Below are 16,109 nucleotides of genomic sequence, written 5' to 3' on the forward strand. Positions count from 1 at the left end.
TAAAATAAAAGGTAATAAAGAAAAAGCCCTAACAGTTTGCTGATAGGGCTTTTGGTTGAGAGTCAATCTGTATTAATTAGCATGATGCTGTTTAGGTACTTTGATCTTAAACAGCATGGTATAAAGCACAGGCACAACAATTAGTGTCAGCACTGTTGCAAAACCAAGACCAAACATAATGGTTACCGCCATTGACTGGAAGAACACGTCAAATAGCAGTGGGATCATGCCTAAGATAGTAGTAATTGCGGCCATCGCTACAGGGCGAACACGGCTTACACCAGAGTCAAACACTGCTTTGTAAGGGTCTTTGCCGCTATCGAGTTCAAGGTTAATTTGATCAACTAATACAATGCCGTTTTTAATGAGCATACCGCTTAAGCTCAGTAAGCCAAGCAATGCCATAAAGCTAAATGCTGCATTCATTAGTAATAAACCAGCTGATACACCCACAATGGCTAGTGGCACTGTTGCCCAAATCACTAAAGGCTTTTTAACTGAATTGAACAGTAACACTGTGATTGCGAACATGGCTAAGTAACCAAGAGGTAATGAACCGAAAATAGCTTTTTGCGCATCTGTTGACGATTCATATTCGCCGCCCCATTGCAATTCATAACCACGTGGTAGTTCAATAGCTTCTATGTCTTTGCGAACACGTGCAAACAGCTTCGCTGGAGTTTCATCGCCAATGACATCGTGGTCGGCCATTACAGTGATGGTACGCTTACGATCACGTCGCATGATCAAGCTGTCTTCCCACTCAACAACAAAATCATCAACCACTTGTGTCACCGGTACAAATACACCTAACACTGGGCTGTAAATTTGTAAGTCTCGCAGGCTTTCAACGTTTAAGCGCTCTTCAGCAGGTGAGCGAGCAATAATTGGCAGCATTTGTGTGCCGTCTTTATAAACACCCACTTGTTTACCCGATAAGCTAGTTAACAGCAGTTGATCAAGGTCAGATTTGGCAATTCCTAAACGACGGGCTTTTTGCTCGTTAAATTGCGGACGAATTAACTTTGAGCGAGCACGCCAATCGTCACGAATATTAAATGCTCCCGCATCTTGATGCAGAATATCTTTCGCCTCTTTTGCTAACTGGCGAAGTACCACAGGATCAGCACCAGAAAAACGCGCTTCAATTTTTGCATCTGTTGATGGGCCAATTTCCATACGTTTAACTTTTAGCTGAGCATCAAGTACATGTTCATGTTGGTAATCGCGTACTTTTTTGATCATGGTTGTAACAGCGTCGCGGTCTTTTACTCGAATAATCAATTGCCCATAAGCTGGGTATGATTTTTCAGGTGCGTAAGTCAGCATGAAACGCGGTGCACCTTGACCAACCGTTGTGGTTATTTCTTCAACTAATGGGTCGGCTTGTAAGAATTTTTCGAGCTTTGCAACACCATCCATTGTGGTATGAATATCAGCGCCTTGTGTATGCCAATAATCGACATAAAACATAGGAGTATTCGATGCAGGAAAGAACGACTGCTTGATAAATTTAAAGCCATAAACTGAGCTAACAAGCAGGATCACCATCAGCAGTAGCGTGGTTTTACGGTACCGCATTGCTGTATGTAACACGCCTTTATAAACATTAAAAATAACACCTTGATAAGGGTCTTCATCGTGATGCGGCTGTTTTTCAGTGGCTTGCTTAAACATTAAATCAGCGAAGAAAGGCGTTAAAGTAATAGCTGTTATCCAGCTTAGTAACAATGAAATAAACAACACCCAGAACAAGCTGCCAGCAAACTCACCACTGGCATCTGAACTCAAGCCAATCGGCGCAAAGGCAGTAATTGCGATAACCGTAGCCCCCAGTAATGGCCACTTGGTTTGATTAACAATATTAGTCGCCGCTTGCAGTTTTGTTTGTCCGCGCTTGAGGTTAATTAATATACCTTCGGTAACCACAATGGCATTATCTACCAGCATCCCTAAGGCAATGATTAAAGCACCAAGCGAAATTCGCTGTAAATCAATGGCAAATAACTTCATGAAAATGAAGGTACCGAGTACGGTCAGTAGGAGTATTACACCAATCAATACGCCGCTCTTAAAGCCCATAAAGACTAAAAGCACGATAATAACAATGGCAACGGCTTCAAGTAGGCTGATAATAAAGCCACTTACTGACTTTTCTACTTCAGCAGGTTGGTTATAAACGCTGTTTATTTCCATACCATGTGGTCGTTGATATTCCAGTGACGCTAAATGGGCATCAATATTTGCGCCTACATCAACAACGTTAACGCCTGTGCTAAATGACACGCCAACCAGTAATGCTTGCTGTTGGTTATAGCGAATAATATTGTTAGGGACTTCGGCGTACTCACGAAAAACGGTAGCAACATCACCTAAGTAAATAAGCTCATTTTCACCTGGCTTAGAAATAAGTAAGTTTTCGAGCTCTTTTACGTCTTTAAATTCACCGGTTGGGTGTAAGCGAATTGATTCATCGCCAACGCGGACTTTACCTGCGTTCGACACGCTATTTTGAGTTTGTAAAAGCTGATAAATACGATTAGGCGAAATACCTAATTGGGCAAGTTTGCGGGTTGAAATCTCAACCATGACTTGTGCTTGTTGCTCACCACCCACGGTTACTTTACTAACGCCATCAACTAAAACCAGTTCACGTTTTAAATAATCAACGTAATCTTTAAGCTCATCGTAAGAATAACCATCACCAGTGACTGCATACATCACTCCGTATACATCACCAAAGTCATCCATAATTTTACTAGGATAAACACCAGAGGGCATCGACGATGCTTGATCATTGATTTTGCGACGCAACTCATCCCATATTTGACGTAAGTCTTGTTTACGATAATTGCTTTTCATCTCGACGGTAATTTGCGATTTACCCGGTGATGAAATACTGGTTACGTAATCAACATACGGTAGCTGTTGAATTGCATTTTCAATAGGGAAGGTGACTTCTTCTTCAACCTGCTGTGGTGACGCGCCCGGATAAAGGGTGATCACCATGGCTTTTTTTAGGGTGAATTCAGGATCTTCTAGTTGTCCTAAGCCAAAGTAAGCGACGGTTCCACCAATCAGTAAAAACAGCGCGAACATCCAGCTAATGACTTTTCTTTCAATAGCAAGTGCTGCAAAGCTCATTATAAGCCTCGCTCTTTTTGCCATGGACGCACTTTCATACCTTCTTCTAAAAAGTGCACGCCAGCAGCCACAACGATTTGGCCTTCTTTAATACCTGAAAGTACTTCAATGCCATCACGGTGTAATTGGCCAACTTCAACAGCTTGCTTGTGCACTAAACCGGTGTTTTCGTCATACAGCCACACATAGCTGTTGTCGTTTTCAGACTCGGTAGGTTCTGAGAATACCGCCTCAACAGGCAGTAGTGTATAAGGTGATTGTGAGCTGGTGATTTTGCTTAAATCTATATCAACGCGTCCAGTCATACCGGCAAGTAGATTAAAATCTTCTGGCACAGGTAATGAAAATACAACTTTATACGTTAAAGTAATTGGGTCGGCTTGGGTATCGAACTCTTTGACCGTTAATTGATATGACTTGTTTGGGTAACCATCAAATACAACATCAGGTTGGTAGTGAACATCTTTATCGATGCGTGCAATGAGTTTTTCGGGTACTTGAATAACCACGTCCATTAGGTCGCGGGTTTCAAGGCGAAGGATATTTTGTTTTGCTTGAATATTTTCAAAGTTTTTCACAAATACCTTTGCCACAGTACCGGCGAACGGCGCGCGTAATTCACTATTATCAAGGTTGGTTTTGGCAATTTTTAGCGCTGACTCAGCAACCTGTTTATTGGCAAGGGCTTGGTCTAACTCAGATTGACTGGCAATAGAGCGGTTAAAAAGCTTTTGCACACGCTCAAGTTGAGACGCAGCAAGTTCAAAGCGTGCTTTACGTTCTTCGTACTGCAGTTGAAAATCTTCAGGATCCAGTTTTGCTAAAAGCTCTCCCTTTTCAACGTGTTGGCCCGCAAGAGCAGGGAACTCAAGTAACTCACCATTTACTCTAAAAGCGAGATAGGAACCTTGGTTAGCAACCACTTCAGCAGGAAAGCTGCGAATGCTTTGCTCTGAATTATTGCCAATATTAAAAAGTTTAACAGGACGTACTACCGGCTCTACTTCACCTTGCTGTGCTTGCTCTGAACATGCCGCAAGAAGCAATAACATGCTGCTCATTAACGCGGCGGTTGCCAATCTCATTGTCTTCTCCATAGATAAAAAGCATAAATTTGCTGCAGGATACGCTGCAAAGATATAAAATAAAAATTATTAAATTTTAGAAACAGCATAAATTTTATTTATATAGTTTGCCATTAATGAATTTAAATCAATTAATCATTCTAGATGCTATTGTGCAAAGCACTAGTTTGAGCCAAGCCGCACTTAAATTACATAAGACTCAACCTGCGCTCACTTTAGCTATTAAGAAGCTAGAATCAGAGCTAGGGTTTGAGCTACTAGACCGAAGCCAATACAGGTTACATTTAACTGAGAAGGGCCGTATTTTTTATCGTGAGGCCAAGCAATTACTTAATGCAAACAGTGAGTTAAGCTCACTTGCTAAAGAGCTGGCACTAGGTAATGAAGCCAATTATAAAATTTGTTACGAGCAACTTTGCCATCAAAACAGTTATAACCAAGTGATCAGCCAAACCTTCAAACGTTTTGCTAGTACTGAGTTTAGTATTTCTTCAGGTAAGCGCTTTGTATCTCTAGAGCAGGTTAATAGTCATCAGGCTGATTTGGGAATTGGCCCTTGGTTTGATTTGTTTCATGCAACAGGGGATCTCGAAAGTTTACCGATTGGTAAATTTGATATAGGTATAGTTAGCGCGCCTGATGTAGTGCCAAGTGAAATCAGTTTTGCAGATATTCAAAATTACCCGTGTTTAGCCATGTTTGAAAGTGACTTGAGTTTTGACAGTGATAGGCTTTCTTATACGCTAGGCTCCGCATTAATGAAAATTGACGATATAACCAGTGTTAAGTCGTTTTTGCTCTCTGGTGCGGGCTGGGCAATGATCAGTTTGCAACATTGCCAAGCGGAAATCGATGCTGGTTTATTACAACAAATTAAAATTATCGATCGTGAACACCAGTTTGGCGCAGAAATTCGTGTATTTAGACAGCACTCAGTTCATCATGGCCCTGTTGCAAGAGCTATTTGGCAGGATTTTAGCGAGGTCAGTAAACAGTATTTGGAGTCGAGTCGTGCAGCAGGCAACTAAAGAAGATTTAATTTATACCATTATTTATGCCATTCCAGAGGGGAAAGTTGCCAGTTATGGGCAAGTAGCAAAGCTTGCGGGATACCCTAATAATTCAAGACTAGTGGGGCGGTTATTAAAAGTGATGCCCGAGGGCTCAAGCATTCCATGGCATCGGGTGGTTAATAGCCAAGGTAAAATATCGTTTCCAGAAGGTAGCAATAAACACCTTGAGCAACGACAAAAACTACTCAGTGAAGGTGTTACTTTTAATAAGGCTAAAATTAATATGCGCCTGCATCAATGGGACTAATAAACATACAAACTAATTGATAAGTAGTGACAAACACAGCCAACTAGCACAAATACATGCCAAATTGCATGGCTGTAATGGCGGGTTTTAGCGCTGTAAAACACAGTGCCTAAACTGTAGGCAATCCCTCCAGCTAGCAGCCACCATAAAGCGCTTAAATCAAGGTTCAAATAAAGTGGATAAACAAGTGCTAATGCAAACCAGCCCATTAATAAATAGGTAGCGAGCGAGACTTTTTTATTCGTGTTTTTGACCAGTAATTTATATGCAACGCCACCAAGCGCTAAAGTCCAAATAAACACCAAAGCAGCAATTGCCCAAGCCCCAGATAACGAAATAACCAAATAAGGCGTATAGGTACCGGCAATAAGCAAGTAAATTGCACAGTGATCACATTTTTTATAAATGGCTCGTATACGCTCTCTGGTACTGGCGTGATATAAGGTCGAGGCTAAAAATAATACCAGTAGGCTTGAGCCATACACGATGGCGCTCACCGTAGCTGACACAGCTTTAGATTGTGAAATTAAGTCCCAGAGTACATATACCGCAAACAGGACTCCCATGCCGTGAGTAAGCACGTTAAGTTGTTCTTCTTGGCGTGAATAAGGGAGTTGCTCTGTCATATCTATCTACTAAAAATGAGTGAATAAAACAGTTTCAGTGTACAAGTGTGCGCTGAAATTGACAATACTTATTTTTTCACTAAATGTTGGTCAAAACATTTAAACCTATTGGTTTTATTAACCAACTCTGAATAAGGTTAAAAAACCAATTAATAATTAAAATATTAAAAATCAATAAGTTAAAAATTATTTTCAGGGTGGCACAACCTTTGATTAAGTAATTACGACTAATTACTTAAAGAGACAAGGAATACCACTATGAATAACTCACTTAAATTAACTACTGCTGCGTTACTTGTATTAGGGTCAACTCAAGCAAGTGCTACTGACTTTGAATTAGATATCAGCAACACAATTACACAATCTGTTAAAAGCTATGTTCAACAAGCGAGTAACGAGCTGAAGGAAAGCGTAATGAACAGCATTGAGTTTGATGCTCAAAAGTTACTAGATACTTACATGAGTGAAGATGTAATTGCTTCGAAAGAAGAAGAGTTAAAAGTTGCTCAAGCTCCTAAAGCAACAAACAAGTAGTAAGGAAACAAGACAATGAGTAGTGAAATCAGCTTATTTTTACTTATGGTTGCACCGGTTTTGAGTTTACTCAGTGCATATGCATCTATCGAATTATTTCGTAACGTTGCACAATGGTTCAACTTCTAAGGTACAAAGTAGATATTAAGATTTCATGAAATATTGATCGGCGGATTAAAAGCGCACGTAATTAAAGGCATGTGGTTTTAGAATAGTAGACTTTATGAAGCGTGCGATTTTTCCTTTACCGGTTTTCATTTTACCTGAAGGGTTCACCAAGCTAAGAATTTTTGAGCAGCGTTACTTAACGATGGTCAAAGAAGCTGTACAAGATAACACTGGTTTTGTGCTGTGCACTTACCAACACGATACAGATCTTAACTTGCCCGAAATTGGTTGTTTAGTGCAAATAACCGACTTCAATCAAGATGATAATGGTCAATTATTAATTGATGTTTATGCTGAGCATGCAGTGTCTATGCATAACGCTTTTCAGGATAAGCAGCAACTTCGACATGCTGACATCGAAATAATTACGTCACCTTCATGGTACGTAAGTACGCCAATTAATGACGAAAACACTTTATTGAGTGACACACTTCGTGCTGTATTTGCAAATCAGCCGGATTTAGCAGGCCTATATAAAGACCCACAATTCGATAACCTTGCTTGGGTTGTTGCCCGCTGGCTTGAAATTTTGCCTATATCGTTAGTTAAAAAACAACAACTTGCTTATAAATCTAACTTTGAAAACTTGCTAAGTTTCCTCCATACTCTAATCAACAACGAATTTACTGATTAATGTGATCTAACATCAACTTTTTGCCGTATTACTTCTAACGACAATAATTGGATGACATAAAGATGGTAAGTCAACAACTTCAAACAGGTTGTAAACCTAACACAGGTCAATACTCTGCCATGCCAGATACTCCAAGCAAAGAGCTTGCTGATGCTTTATTTGCTGTTGCTGAGCACCGTGATAAACGTGCGTTTGCAATACTTTTCCAATATTTCTCACCAAAAATTAAACGTTTTGGAATAAAGCAGTTCGGTTCTGAAGCACAAGCGATGGAATTAGTTCAAGAAACACTAACCTCAGTTTGGCGTAAAGCACACCTCTACCATAAAGAAAAAGGTGCAGCGACAACGTGGGTATACACAGTAATGCGTAATGCCTCTTTCGATATGCTAAGAAAAATGAAGAGCAGTAAAGAAGAGTGTATTAGTGAAGATATCTGGCCATTGATTGATGAAGCCGAGCCGGGCCAGCACGAATTTAGTGACCACTTAGAAGATAAACAGATTAAACAATACCTTGATAAATTACCGCTTGCGCAACGTGAAGTTGTCCGCGGGGTGTACTTTCAAGATATGTCGCAAGAACAGCTTGCTGAGCATTTAAATATTCCCGTAGGCACAGTGAAATCTCGTCTTCGCTTAGCCTTGCAGAAGTTACGCAATGAAATGGGAGATCACCATGATTAAGCACCATCCTAGCAACGAATTACTTGCCAAGTTCAGTGAAGGTAATCTACCTGCCACTTTGAGTGTTGCAGTCGCTATTCATGTTGAAATGTGCCCTGTGTGTCAAAAAGAACTCGCTGCGCTTGAAGCAAAAAACGCTGACAATGTATTTACTGAATCAGCTAGCGACCTGGATGATATGTTCGATAAATCACTTTTTGATGCCATCACCGCTGATGAATCAATTGATGAAGTGTACGAGCATGAACAGGTGTTGGTTGATGTTAAAGATAAAACCTACACTTTGCCTAGAGCGCTTACGCGTATTGGCCACAGTAATTTTATGCAAATAGGTAAACTTGCCCGCTCTCGAATTGATTTAGAAGATGGCCCATTACGAGCAAGCCTGCTTCATATTGATGCGGGTGGTGAAATACCTGAGCACACACATACTGGATTTGAGCTCACATTATTATTAGATGGGGAGTTTAGTGATGAAGACGGACACTATGTACCAGGTGACTTTATGATGTTAGATGGTCGTCACAATCACACACCAAAAACGATTGAAGGGTGCTTGTGCTTTACAGTTGTTAGTAGTGCCCTACACTTCAATAAAGGTATTAGTAAATTACTGAACCCAATTGGAAATCTTATCTATTAGTAGAGTTTATATGCAGCAATCGACAATTAAAATTGGTTTAAGCGCCTGCTTAGCAGGCGACAAGGTTCGCTTTGATAGCGGGCACAAAAAATCTAATTTTTGCATGGATGAGTTGGCTAACCATGTTGAATATAAAAAGTTTTGTCCTGAAGTAGCGGTAGGGCTACCAATCCCTCGACCAACTATTCGTCAAGTGCGTGTTGGCGATACTATTAAAGTGTGCCGCCCAGATGGCACAGGCGATGTTGGCCCTAAATTAACAGAATACGGTAAGCGTGTTGCGACAGAACAAACTGCAGAATTAAGCGGCTTTGTGTTTTGCGCTAAAAGTCCTAGTTGCGGTATGGAACGTATTAAAATCTACAACGAAGCGGGTACAGGCAATACTTCAGAAGGGGTGGGTTTTTTTGCAGAGCAAATAATGGCACATAACCCATTGTTACCATGCGAAGAAAACGGTCGTTTAAATGATATGCATCTTCGCGAAAACTTTGTAATGCGTGTTTATACCTACAAGCACTGGCAAACACTAAGCGAGCAACCACTCACAGTACATAGATTGACTCAGTTTCATGCCCAATATAAGTACTTATTGATGGCACATAACTACGAAGCTTACCGTAGCTTAGGAAATCTACTTGGCACTTTTGATGGCGAAGATATCCAAACTTTGGCTGATGAATATATTTTAGGGTTAATGACAGCCCTTAAAAAACCAGCTTCACGTAAAAATAACGCTAATACATTAATGCACTTGCAAGGTTACTTTAAGAAATCACTTTCTAAGGTTGAAAAGCAAGAACTACGTGATGCCATCGATGAATATCGCCAAGGGTTAGTGCCACTTTACGTACCACTTACGCTAATTAAGCATCATTTAAAAGTGCATCCAAACGAGTATCTTGCTAAGCAAGTGTATCTTGACCCCTATCCGAACGAATTAAAACTACGCTACGGAATTTAATGAATACATTATTTTGGTTTAGGCGCGATCTGCGCCTTTTTAATAACGACGCTTTGTATCAGGCAATCGAAAATGGTTGCAGAAATGCGGTATTTTTTATTACTGAAAAGCAATGGCAAAAGCATGATGTGGCTGCTATCCAGCTAGATTTATTAAAGCGTAGGCTTAGCTTCTTGGGGGAGCTTTTAGCTAGCAAAGGTATTGAATTACATATTATTGATGCAGCTGATTACGCCGGTTGTGTTGAAAAATTAGCCTCATTTTGCGAGCTGCATCAAGTAAAAAATGTATACGCTAACAACGAATATGAGCTTAATGAAGTAAACCGAGATAAAGCCTTTTTACAGCACGCTGATAGTAAAGGGATTGCTTTTTACGCATACGATGGCGATGTAATTGCGCCACCGGGAAGCATCAAAAATCAAAGCGGCGAAATGTTTAAAGTATTCACGCCATTTAAAAATGCATGGCTAAAAGTTTATCAAGACACCCACTTTTATTTTGCTGAGCCGCCTAAGATGTTCGAACCCATTGAGTGGCAGCCAAGTGAGTTATTAGCCTCAGACGGAAGCTCAGAAAAGTGGCCTGTAGATGATGAAACGCTCAGCCACGTTTGCGCGCGCTTTATTGAAGAAAAACTCGCAACATATCAAGACCAACGAGATATCCCAAGCATTAAAGGCACCTCAGGTTTAAGCCCTTACTTAGCACTTGGCATTATTAGCGTTCATCAATTATTGGCACTGATCCAACAGCGCCACCCTGATGTACTACGCAGTAGTAAAAGTAACTTATTTTGTTGGGTTAACGAACTGATTTGGCGTGAATTTTACCGCCATCTTATCGCGATTTATCCAAACCTAAATAAATACGATAACTTTAATGAGAAATACAACGCCGTGAAGTGGCGTGATGATGACAGCGACTTTAAAGCATGGTGCGAAGGTAAAACAGGCTACCCGTTAGTTGATGCTGCAATGAGGCAGCTACTGCAAACTGGCTGGATGCATAACCGTTTACGCATGGTAGTCGCGAGCTTTTTAACCAAGCACTTATTAATTGATTGGCGTAAAGGCGAACGCTTTTTCATGCAGCATCTTATAGACGGCGACCTTGCCTCTAACAACGGTGGCTGGCAATGGGCTGCAAGTACGGGGTGTGATGCTCAACCGTATTTTCGAATTTTTAATCCTATCACCCAAAGCGAGCGATTTGATCCAGATGGTGAATTTATCCGTAAATATTTACCAGAGCTGGAAAAAATTCCTGCTAAGCAAATCCATTTTCCGCATGAATATTTAGCGAAACAGGGTAAGTCGAGCAGTTATTGGCCAGCAATTGTTGATCATAAAGCCGCGCGAGAGCGAGCGCTAAACGCATTTAAGGTGTGACATGGACAAGGCGATCCTTGATAGGTTTATTAGTGTTTATCAATCACTCAATAAAGACAATTTACAGTTACTGGATGAAATTTATCACCCAGATATCCAGTTTGCAGATCCTTTGCATGCGGTAAATGGTCTTGGGGAGCTGCGTGACTATTTCAAAAACCTCTACGCCAATGTACTTTCTTGCGAATTTGCTATCGAAGACAGCTATGTGACTGAAAATATTCAGAGCAAAGACGACATCGCGTTTATTTATTGGACCATGCATTATCGCCATCCAAAGCTCAATAAAGGCCAAGCAATCTCGGTTGCGGGTCATAGCTGTTTAAAATTTGCTGGCGATAAGATAATCAATCATCGCGATTATTTTGACGTAGGTGCTATGCTCTACAGGCATATTCCAGTGCTTGGCTCGGCTGTGAAATACATCGATAAAAGAGCGAGTGCATAATGACGACATTAATTACAGGTGCAACCTCAGGTATTGGCGAGTCATTAGCAAAGCTTTATGCAGACAATAATGAACAGGTCATTGCATGCGGTAGAAATACAGAAAAGCTTGCTAAATTGAGCCAGCATCAAAATATAGAGTCTTGCCAGTTTGACGCAACCGACCTTCAAGATATTCGTTCGAGCACAGTGGCTTATACACAATTTGACCGGGTTATTCTAAATGCTGGCAATTGTGAATACATTGATGATGCTCGCAATTTTGACAGCAGTTTGTTTGAGCGGGTGATCACGACCAACTTGCTCAGTATGGGCTATTGCCTGGAGGCGTTATTACCAAAAATAAAGCCCGGTGGTCAGCTGGTGATCGTAAGCTCTAGTGTGACTTATTTACCCTTACCACGCAGCCAAGCATATGGTGCGTCTAAAGCCGGTGTAAGTTATTTAGCTAATAGCTTAGCGGTTGATTTAAAAGATATCGATGTCACTTTAGTTCACCCAGGTTTTGTTAAAACGCCGCTTACAGACAAAAATGACTTTCCTATGCCTATGGCTGTGAGTGCAGAAAAAGCGGCAAATTATATTTATAAAGGGGTCGCGAAAAGGCGCAAAGAAGTGCACTTTCCGCACCGTTTTACCTTCATTTTAAAATTTTTAAGAATGCTTCCTACGCCACTTTGGCTGAAGCTTGCAAAAGGATTATCACGTTGAAAAAAGTGGCTGTTATTGGATCTGGCATAGCGGGTTTAAGCTGTGCGCACCTATTGCATAAGCACTACGATGTAACCGTATTTGAGAAAAACGACTACATAGGTGGCCATACTGCAACCATAGACGTAAAAGTTGATGGCGTTGAGTACGCTGTTGATACAGGTTTTATTGTCTTTAACGACCGAACTTACCCATATTTTGAAAAACTACTTAAGCGCTTGGGCGTTGAGCGTCAGAAAACCCAAATGAGCTTTAGTGTGCATAACGAACAAACCGGCTTTGAATATAACGGCCATACTTTTTGGAGTTTGTTCGCACAAAAGCGCAATATCTTACGCCCTAAATTCTGGAAACTTTTAAAAGACATTGTTCGCTTTAATGATGTATGTAAATCATTGCATGCTGAACAAAATTACAAGGAAAATCAAACCTTAGGCGAGTTTTTAGACGAGCATGACTTTAACGAGTTCTTTCGTTTTCATTATATCTTGCCGATGGGCGCTGCTATTTGGTCAACAAGCATTAAAGAGATGGCACAAGTTGGCGTAGAGTTTTTTGTTAAGTTTTTTTATAACCACGGTTTGTTGGATATCACTAATCGTCCGCAGTGGTATGTTATTCCGGGTGGCTCTCGCGAATACATTAAACCTATGATCCAAGGTTTTGCTGATAAAATTCGTTTAAATAGTAATATCAGCTCGGTATCTCGAAAAGATGACAATGTGCATGTTCATTTTGATGATGGCCACAGTGAATCATTCGATAAAGTTGTGTTTGCTTGCCACTCAGATCAAGCATTAAAACTGTTATTAGATCCGACTGAAGACGAAAAAAGTGTTCTATCAGCGATACCTTATACGGCTAACTCAGTGGTACTACACACTGATACTACACTGCTACCAAAACGCAAAGCCGCATGGGCGAGCTGGAATTATCTGTTAAATAACAACACAGACAAAGCTGCTGTTGTGACTTATCAGATGAATATTTTGCAAGGCATTAAGAGCGACACGCAATTTTGTGTCACGCTTAATCACCTTGAAGGCATTAAAAAAGACAGAATTCTGCGTGAGTTTACTTATCATCATCCGGTATTTAATAAACAGTCGATTGCCGCTCAGCAGCAAAAGTCTCTTATTGACGGTAAAAATAATAGCTATTTTTGCGGTGCGTACTGGTACAACGGCTTCCACGAAGACGGTGTAAGAAGTGCTGTAAATGTGGCAAAGCAACTCGGAGTCGAGTTTGAATAGCGCCATATATGTAGGTGATGTTCGCCACAGGCGCTTTGCCGTCAAAGAGCATCACTTTAAGTACCCGCTTTATATGATGTGGGTTGATTTAGCTAAGCCTGATGAACTTAATGGTGTTCACCCTTGGCTTGGCTTAAGTGGCTTTAAGGCGCTTAAATTTAATCAGAGCGACTATTTTAATTATCAAACCGATATGCAACTGCCACTCAAACAGCGTGCACTTAATAAAATTAAAGAGCTTGGCATTGACGATGAATTTACCCATGTTTTTATGCTCGGACAGGTGCGCTGTTTAGGAATTTATTTTAGCCCGGTTAATTTTTTCTTCTTTCAAACTAGTCATGGCGAGTTCACTCACATGCTTGCTGAAGTCAGCAACACGCCTTGGAATGAACGTCATTATTATGTCGTACCCCTTGAAAAAAAAGTGAACTTTAAAAAGGTTTTCTCCGTATCACCTTTCATGAACTTAGATATGAACTATCATTGGCATATTAGAATGAATTCTGATAACACCATGATTCATATTGAAAATAAAAAAGACGACACTCTTTTGTTTGATGCAACCCTGCGTTTGCAAAAGCACCCTCTCACGAAAGAGCAGGTTAGTGCCGTGCTTAAACAGTTTCCGGCTATGACGTTAAGTATTTTTAAAGGTATTTACCTTCATGCTTTGAAGTTGTTTTGCAAACGTGTGCCATTTATTGGCCACTCGGGCAAACAAGAGAATTCAACTAGGTGATGTGATGGAAAAAGTATCAAATTTAACGCAAGCCCAAACGACCGGCTGGATGACAAAGCTTTATAAAAAACTGGTAATAGGTGCATTCAATAGTATCAATGTCGGTTGCATTACCCTAAAAGAGGGTAATCAAAAAGAGCAATTCGGTGACATTACAAGTGATTTACACGCAACGGTCACGGTAAATGATGCTGCTATGTATAAGTCATTTGCTTTGTCTGGCAGTGTGGGTGCCGGAGAGGCGTATATTCTCGGCTATTGGGATTGTGACAACCTCACTAAACTTATTGAAATATTTGCCCTTAATCAAGAACAGCTAGATGCATTCGAGAAAAAATTCGCCTTCTTAAGCGGCATTGCGCACCGAGTTAATCACATTAAAAATAAAAACTCAGCAAGCGGTTCAAAAAAGAATATTGCGGCGCACTATGATTTAGGCAACGATTTATACAGTGCATTTTTAAGTGACGAAATGTTGTATTCATGCGCTGTTTACCCGTCAAAACAAGCTAGCCTTGAACAGGCCCAAGAGCACAAACTGGCATTGATTTGTGAGCAGGTTGATTTACAACCAGGTGATTCGGTGATTGAGATTGGCACAGGGTGGGGCGCCTTTGCGATTTATGCCGCAACGCATTTTGATTGCCATGTAACGACAACCACCATTTCTGACGAGCAACATGCTTATGTGGAACAAAAGGTCAAAGAGCTTAACCTAGAGCATAAAATCACGTTATTAAAGCAGGATTATCGTCTTTTAGAAGGCAAGTACGATAAGCTTGTATCAATCGAAATGATTGAAGCTGTCGGTCATGAGTATTTGCCTGGCTTTTTTGCAAAATGTCAGTCTTTACTAAAAGACAGTGGTGCAATGCTTATTCAAGCAATCACCATAGCTGATCAGCGTTACAGCCACTACCTTAAAAATTCCGATTTCATCCAGCAGTACATCTTCCCGGGTGGCTGTTTGCCTTGTTTAGACGAAATGAATAAGCAAATAAAGCAGCAAACAGACATGGTTGTGCATAGTGTAAAAGATATTGGTGTTCACTATGCAAGAACACTGGCTGATTGGCGCGAGCGCTTTGTCGCTAGCTGGCCTGAAATAGATAAAGTCAAATTTGACCAGCGATTCTATCGTTTGTGGTTATTTTATTTAGCTTACTGTGAAGGTGCGTTTAGAACCCGTGCTATCAGTACCGTTCATTTAGTTGCCCGTAAACCTCGTTTTGGCCATTCTGGCGATGATATCGCGCTCGATTATTAATTTTGCTCTGTTTCAAGGGGTATGGTTTATGGCCTTACTCCTTGAGCATAACTCTCTGATACCCGCTTTAGCTGTTGTCGCTTTGATGATTTACCTATCAAAGCAACGCCAGCAAGATAGTTGGCTACTCTTATGTGGCTTGCCTCTCGCACTGGGCTATGAATGGCTTGCCAGCAGCTTAAACTTACTTGCCTTTAAAGTAAGCCCTTTTCCTTTATGGCTTGCTGTACTTTGGGCTGCACTGCTTTTAACCATTAATACTTCGATGCAATTCCTACAAAAGCTGCCTTGGTATATTGCATGGGGTGTTTGTGTGTTATTTGCTCCTGCTAGTTACTACGCTGGAATGCGCTTTGAAGTACTTAATACTGAGCTTGTTCTTTGGCAGTTTTGGCTTGTGTATGGCTTAGGTTGGGCAAGTATGTTTATGGCTATTATCGCTATTAATAAGCGATTTTTAACGGCTAAATGATCAGTTTTAGGTGGTTTTTCGT

17 protein-coding genes are annotated in these 16,109 nt (G+C 40.7%); 14 read left to right on the forward strand and 3 right to left on the reverse strand.

Annotation, left to right across the window (positions count from 1 at the left end; translation table 11 throughout):
- Window positions 1-72 precede the first annotated feature (72 nt).
- Together ABMY41_RS07680 and ABMY41_RS07685 are read right to left on the reverse strand one after the other, a co-directional pair.
- The gene (locus ABMY41_RS07680) at window positions 73-3,144 is read right to left on the reverse strand and encodes an efflux RND transporter permease subunit (protein ID WP_289097115.1); all 3,072 of its coding nucleotides are present in this window, start codon (window positions 3,142-3,144) and stop codon (window positions 73-75) included.
- Window positions 3,144-4,229 carry an efflux RND transporter periplasmic adaptor subunit gene (locus ABMY41_RS07685; protein ID WP_287243338.1) on the reverse strand — a complete coding sequence of 362 codons (1,086 nt, stop codon included), beginning with the start codon at window positions 4,227-4,229 and terminating at the stop codon, window positions 3,144-3,146. Before ABMY41_RS07685 ends, ABMY41_RS07680 begins: the two co-directional genes overlap by 1 nt.
- A gap of 116 nt (window positions 4,230-4,345) precedes the next feature.
- Here ABMY41_RS07685 and ABMY41_RS07690 point away from each other — a divergent pair, with 116 nt between their 5' ends.
- Both ABMY41_RS07690 and ABMY41_RS07695 read left to right on the forward strand, forming a co-directional pair.
- Window positions 4,346-5,257, forward strand: a complete 912-nt coding sequence (locus tag ABMY41_RS07690; RefSeq protein ID WP_054562369.1) for a LysR family transcriptional regulator — start codon at window positions 4,346-4,348, stop codon at window positions 5,255-5,257.
- A complete protein-coding gene (locus tag ABMY41_RS07695; protein ID WP_349274433.1) occupies window positions 5,241-5,549 on the forward strand; it encodes an MGMT family protein in 309 nt (102 codons plus the stop codon). Before ABMY41_RS07690 ends, ABMY41_RS07695 begins: the two co-directional genes overlap by 17 nt.
- Here the strand turns inward: ABMY41_RS07695 and ABMY41_RS07700 are convergent.
- Complete coding sequence (locus ABMY41_RS07700) at window positions 5,546-6,175, reverse strand: hemolysin III family protein (protein WP_175081586.1); 630 nt, start codon at window positions 6,173-6,175, stop codon at window positions 5,546-5,548. The genes ABMY41_RS07695 and ABMY41_RS07700 overlap by 4 nt on opposite strands.
- 258 nt (window positions 6,176-6,433) lie before the next feature.
- On the opposite strand from ABMY41_RS07700, the gene ABMY41_RS07705 reads away from it, so the two are divergent.
- The 12 genes from ABMY41_RS07705 (at window position 6,434) to ABMY41_RS07760 (ending at window position 16,087) form a co-directional block, all read left to right on the forward strand.
- Entirely contained in the window at window positions 6,434-6,709 is a 276-nt protein-coding gene (locus tag ABMY41_RS07705; RefSeq protein WP_289097117.1) for a hypothetical protein, read from the forward strand.
- A 223-nt stretch (window positions 6,710-6,932) separates the two neighbouring features.
- Window positions 6,933-7,511 (forward strand): LON peptidase substrate-binding domain-containing protein, encoded by a 579-nt coding sequence (locus ABMY41_RS07710; protein WP_175081585.1) that lies wholly within the window; start codon window positions 6,933-6,935, stop codon window positions 7,509-7,511.
- A gap of 62 nt (window positions 7,512-7,573) precedes the next feature.
- Entirely contained in the window at window positions 7,574-8,197 is a 624-nt protein-coding gene (locus tag ABMY41_RS07715; protein WP_054562364.1) for a sigma-70 family RNA polymerase sigma factor, read from the forward strand.
- Window positions 8,190-8,840 carry a ChrR family anti-sigma-E factor gene (locus tag ABMY41_RS07720; protein ID WP_349274434.1) on the forward strand — a complete coding sequence of 217 codons (651 nt, stop codon included), beginning with the start codon at window positions 8,190-8,192 and terminating at the stop codon, window positions 8,838-8,840. The genes ABMY41_RS07715 and ABMY41_RS07720 overlap by 8 nt, the downstream gene beginning before the upstream one ends.
- 10 nt (window positions 8,841-8,850) lie before the next feature.
- Window positions 8,851-9,804 (forward strand): DUF523 and DUF1722 domain-containing protein, encoded by a 954-nt coding sequence (locus ABMY41_RS07725; protein ID WP_058584142.1) that lies wholly within the window; start codon window positions 8,851-8,853, stop codon window positions 9,802-9,804.
- The gene (phrB, locus tag ABMY41_RS07730; protein ID WP_349274435.1) at window positions 9,804-11,195 is read left to right on the forward strand and encodes a deoxyribodipyrimidine photo-lyase; all 1,392 of its coding nucleotides are present in this window, start codon (window positions 9,804-9,806) and stop codon (window positions 11,193-11,195) included. Before ABMY41_RS07725 ends, phrB begins: the two co-directional genes overlap by 1 nt.
- Before the next feature lies 1 nt (window position 11,196).
- Window positions 11,197-11,643 carry a nuclear transport factor 2 family protein gene (locus tag ABMY41_RS07735; RefSeq protein WP_349274436.1) on the forward strand — a complete coding sequence of 149 codons (447 nt, stop codon included), beginning with the start codon at window positions 11,197-11,199 and terminating at the stop codon, window positions 11,641-11,643.
- Complete coding sequence (locus ABMY41_RS07740; protein ID WP_054562359.1) at window positions 11,643-12,353, forward strand: SDR family NAD(P)-dependent oxidoreductase; 711 nt, start codon at window positions 11,643-11,645, stop codon at window positions 12,351-12,353. The genes ABMY41_RS07735 and ABMY41_RS07740 overlap by 1 nt, the downstream gene beginning before the upstream one ends.
- On the forward strand, window positions 12,350-13,606 hold the full coding sequence (locus ABMY41_RS07745) for an FAD-dependent oxidoreductase (RefSeq protein WP_349274437.1): 1,257 nt from the start codon (window positions 12,350-12,352) through the stop codon (window positions 13,604-13,606). Before ABMY41_RS07740 ends, ABMY41_RS07745 begins: the two co-directional genes overlap by 4 nt.
- On the forward strand, window positions 13,599-14,348 hold the full coding sequence (locus ABMY41_RS07750) for a DUF1365 domain-containing protein (RefSeq protein WP_105181835.1): 750 nt from the start codon (window positions 13,599-13,601) through the stop codon (window positions 14,346-14,348). Before ABMY41_RS07745 ends, ABMY41_RS07750 begins: the two co-directional genes overlap by 8 nt.
- 4 nt (window positions 14,349-14,352) lie before the next feature.
- Window positions 14,353-15,615 carry a cyclopropane-fatty-acyl-phospholipid synthase family protein gene (locus ABMY41_RS07755; protein WP_175080137.1) on the forward strand — a complete coding sequence of 421 codons (1,263 nt, stop codon included), beginning with the start codon at window positions 14,353-14,355 and terminating at the stop codon, window positions 15,613-15,615.
- Entirely contained in the window at window positions 15,593-16,087 is a 495-nt protein-coding gene (locus ABMY41_RS07760) for a DUF2878 family protein (protein WP_175080136.1), read from the forward strand. Before ABMY41_RS07755 ends, ABMY41_RS07760 begins: the two co-directional genes overlap by 23 nt.
- Window positions 16,088-16,109: the final 22 nt, after the last annotated feature.

The sequence above is a fragment of the Pseudoalteromonas sp. BZA4 genome, from assembly GCF_040104395.1.
Lineage (GTDB): Bacteria > Pseudomonadota > Gammaproteobacteria > Enterobacterales > Alteromonadaceae > Pseudoalteromonas.

Excerpts from the sequence above, each read along its gene's own strand:
- ABMY41_RS07725 (WP_058584142.1), top strand. The coding sequence starts at position 8,851 with ATGCAGCAATCGACAATTAAAATTGGTTTAAGCGCCTGCTTAGCAGGC.
- phrB (WP_349274435.1), top strand. The coding sequence starts at position 9,804 with ATGAATACATTATTTTGGTTTAGGCGCGATCTGCGCCTTTTTAATAAC.
- ABMY41_RS07735 (WP_349274436.1), top strand. The coding sequence starts at position 11,197 with ATGGACAAGGCGATCCTTGATAGGTTTATTAGTGTTTATCAATCACTC.
- ABMY41_RS07685 (WP_287243338.1), bottom strand. The coding sequence starts at position 4,229 with ATGAGATTGGCAACCGCCGCGTTAATGAGCAGCATGTTATTGCTTCTT.
- ABMY41_RS07715 (WP_054562364.1), top strand. The coding sequence starts at position 7,574 with ATGGTAAGTCAACAACTTCAAACAGGTTGTAAACCTAACACAGGTCAA.
- ABMY41_RS07755 (WP_175080137.1), top strand. The coding sequence starts at position 14,353 with ATGGAAAAAGTATCAAATTTAACGCAAGCCCAAACGACCGGCTGGATG.
- ABMY41_RS07710 (WP_175081585.1), top strand. The coding sequence starts at position 6,933 with ATGAAGCGTGCGATTTTTCCTTTACCGGTTTTCATTTTACCTGAAGGG.
- ABMY41_RS07740 (WP_054562359.1), top strand. The coding sequence starts at position 11,643 with ATGACGACATTAATTACAGGTGCAACCTCAGGTATTGGCGAGTCATTA.
- ABMY41_RS07690 (WP_054562369.1), top strand. The coding sequence starts at position 4,346 with ATGAATTTAAATCAATTAATCATTCTAGATGCTATTGTGCAAAGCACT.
- ABMY41_RS07760 (WP_175080136.1), top strand. The coding sequence starts at position 15,593 with ATGATATCGCGCTCGATTATTAATTTTGCTCTGTTTCAAGGGGTATGG.
- ABMY41_RS07680 (WP_289097115.1), bottom strand. The coding sequence starts at position 3,144 with ATGAGCTTTGCAGCACTTGCTATTGAAAGAAAAGTCATTAGCTGGATG.
- ABMY41_RS07700 (WP_175081586.1), bottom strand. The coding sequence starts at position 6,175 with ATGACAGAGCAACTCCCTTATTCACGCCAAGAAGAACAACTTAACGTG.
- ABMY41_RS07705 (WP_289097117.1), top strand. The coding sequence starts at position 6,434 with ATGAATAACTCACTTAAATTAACTACTGCTGCGTTACTTGTATTAGGG.
- ABMY41_RS07720 (WP_349274434.1), top strand. The coding sequence starts at position 8,190 with ATGATTAAGCACCATCCTAGCAACGAATTACTTGCCAAGTTCAGTGAA.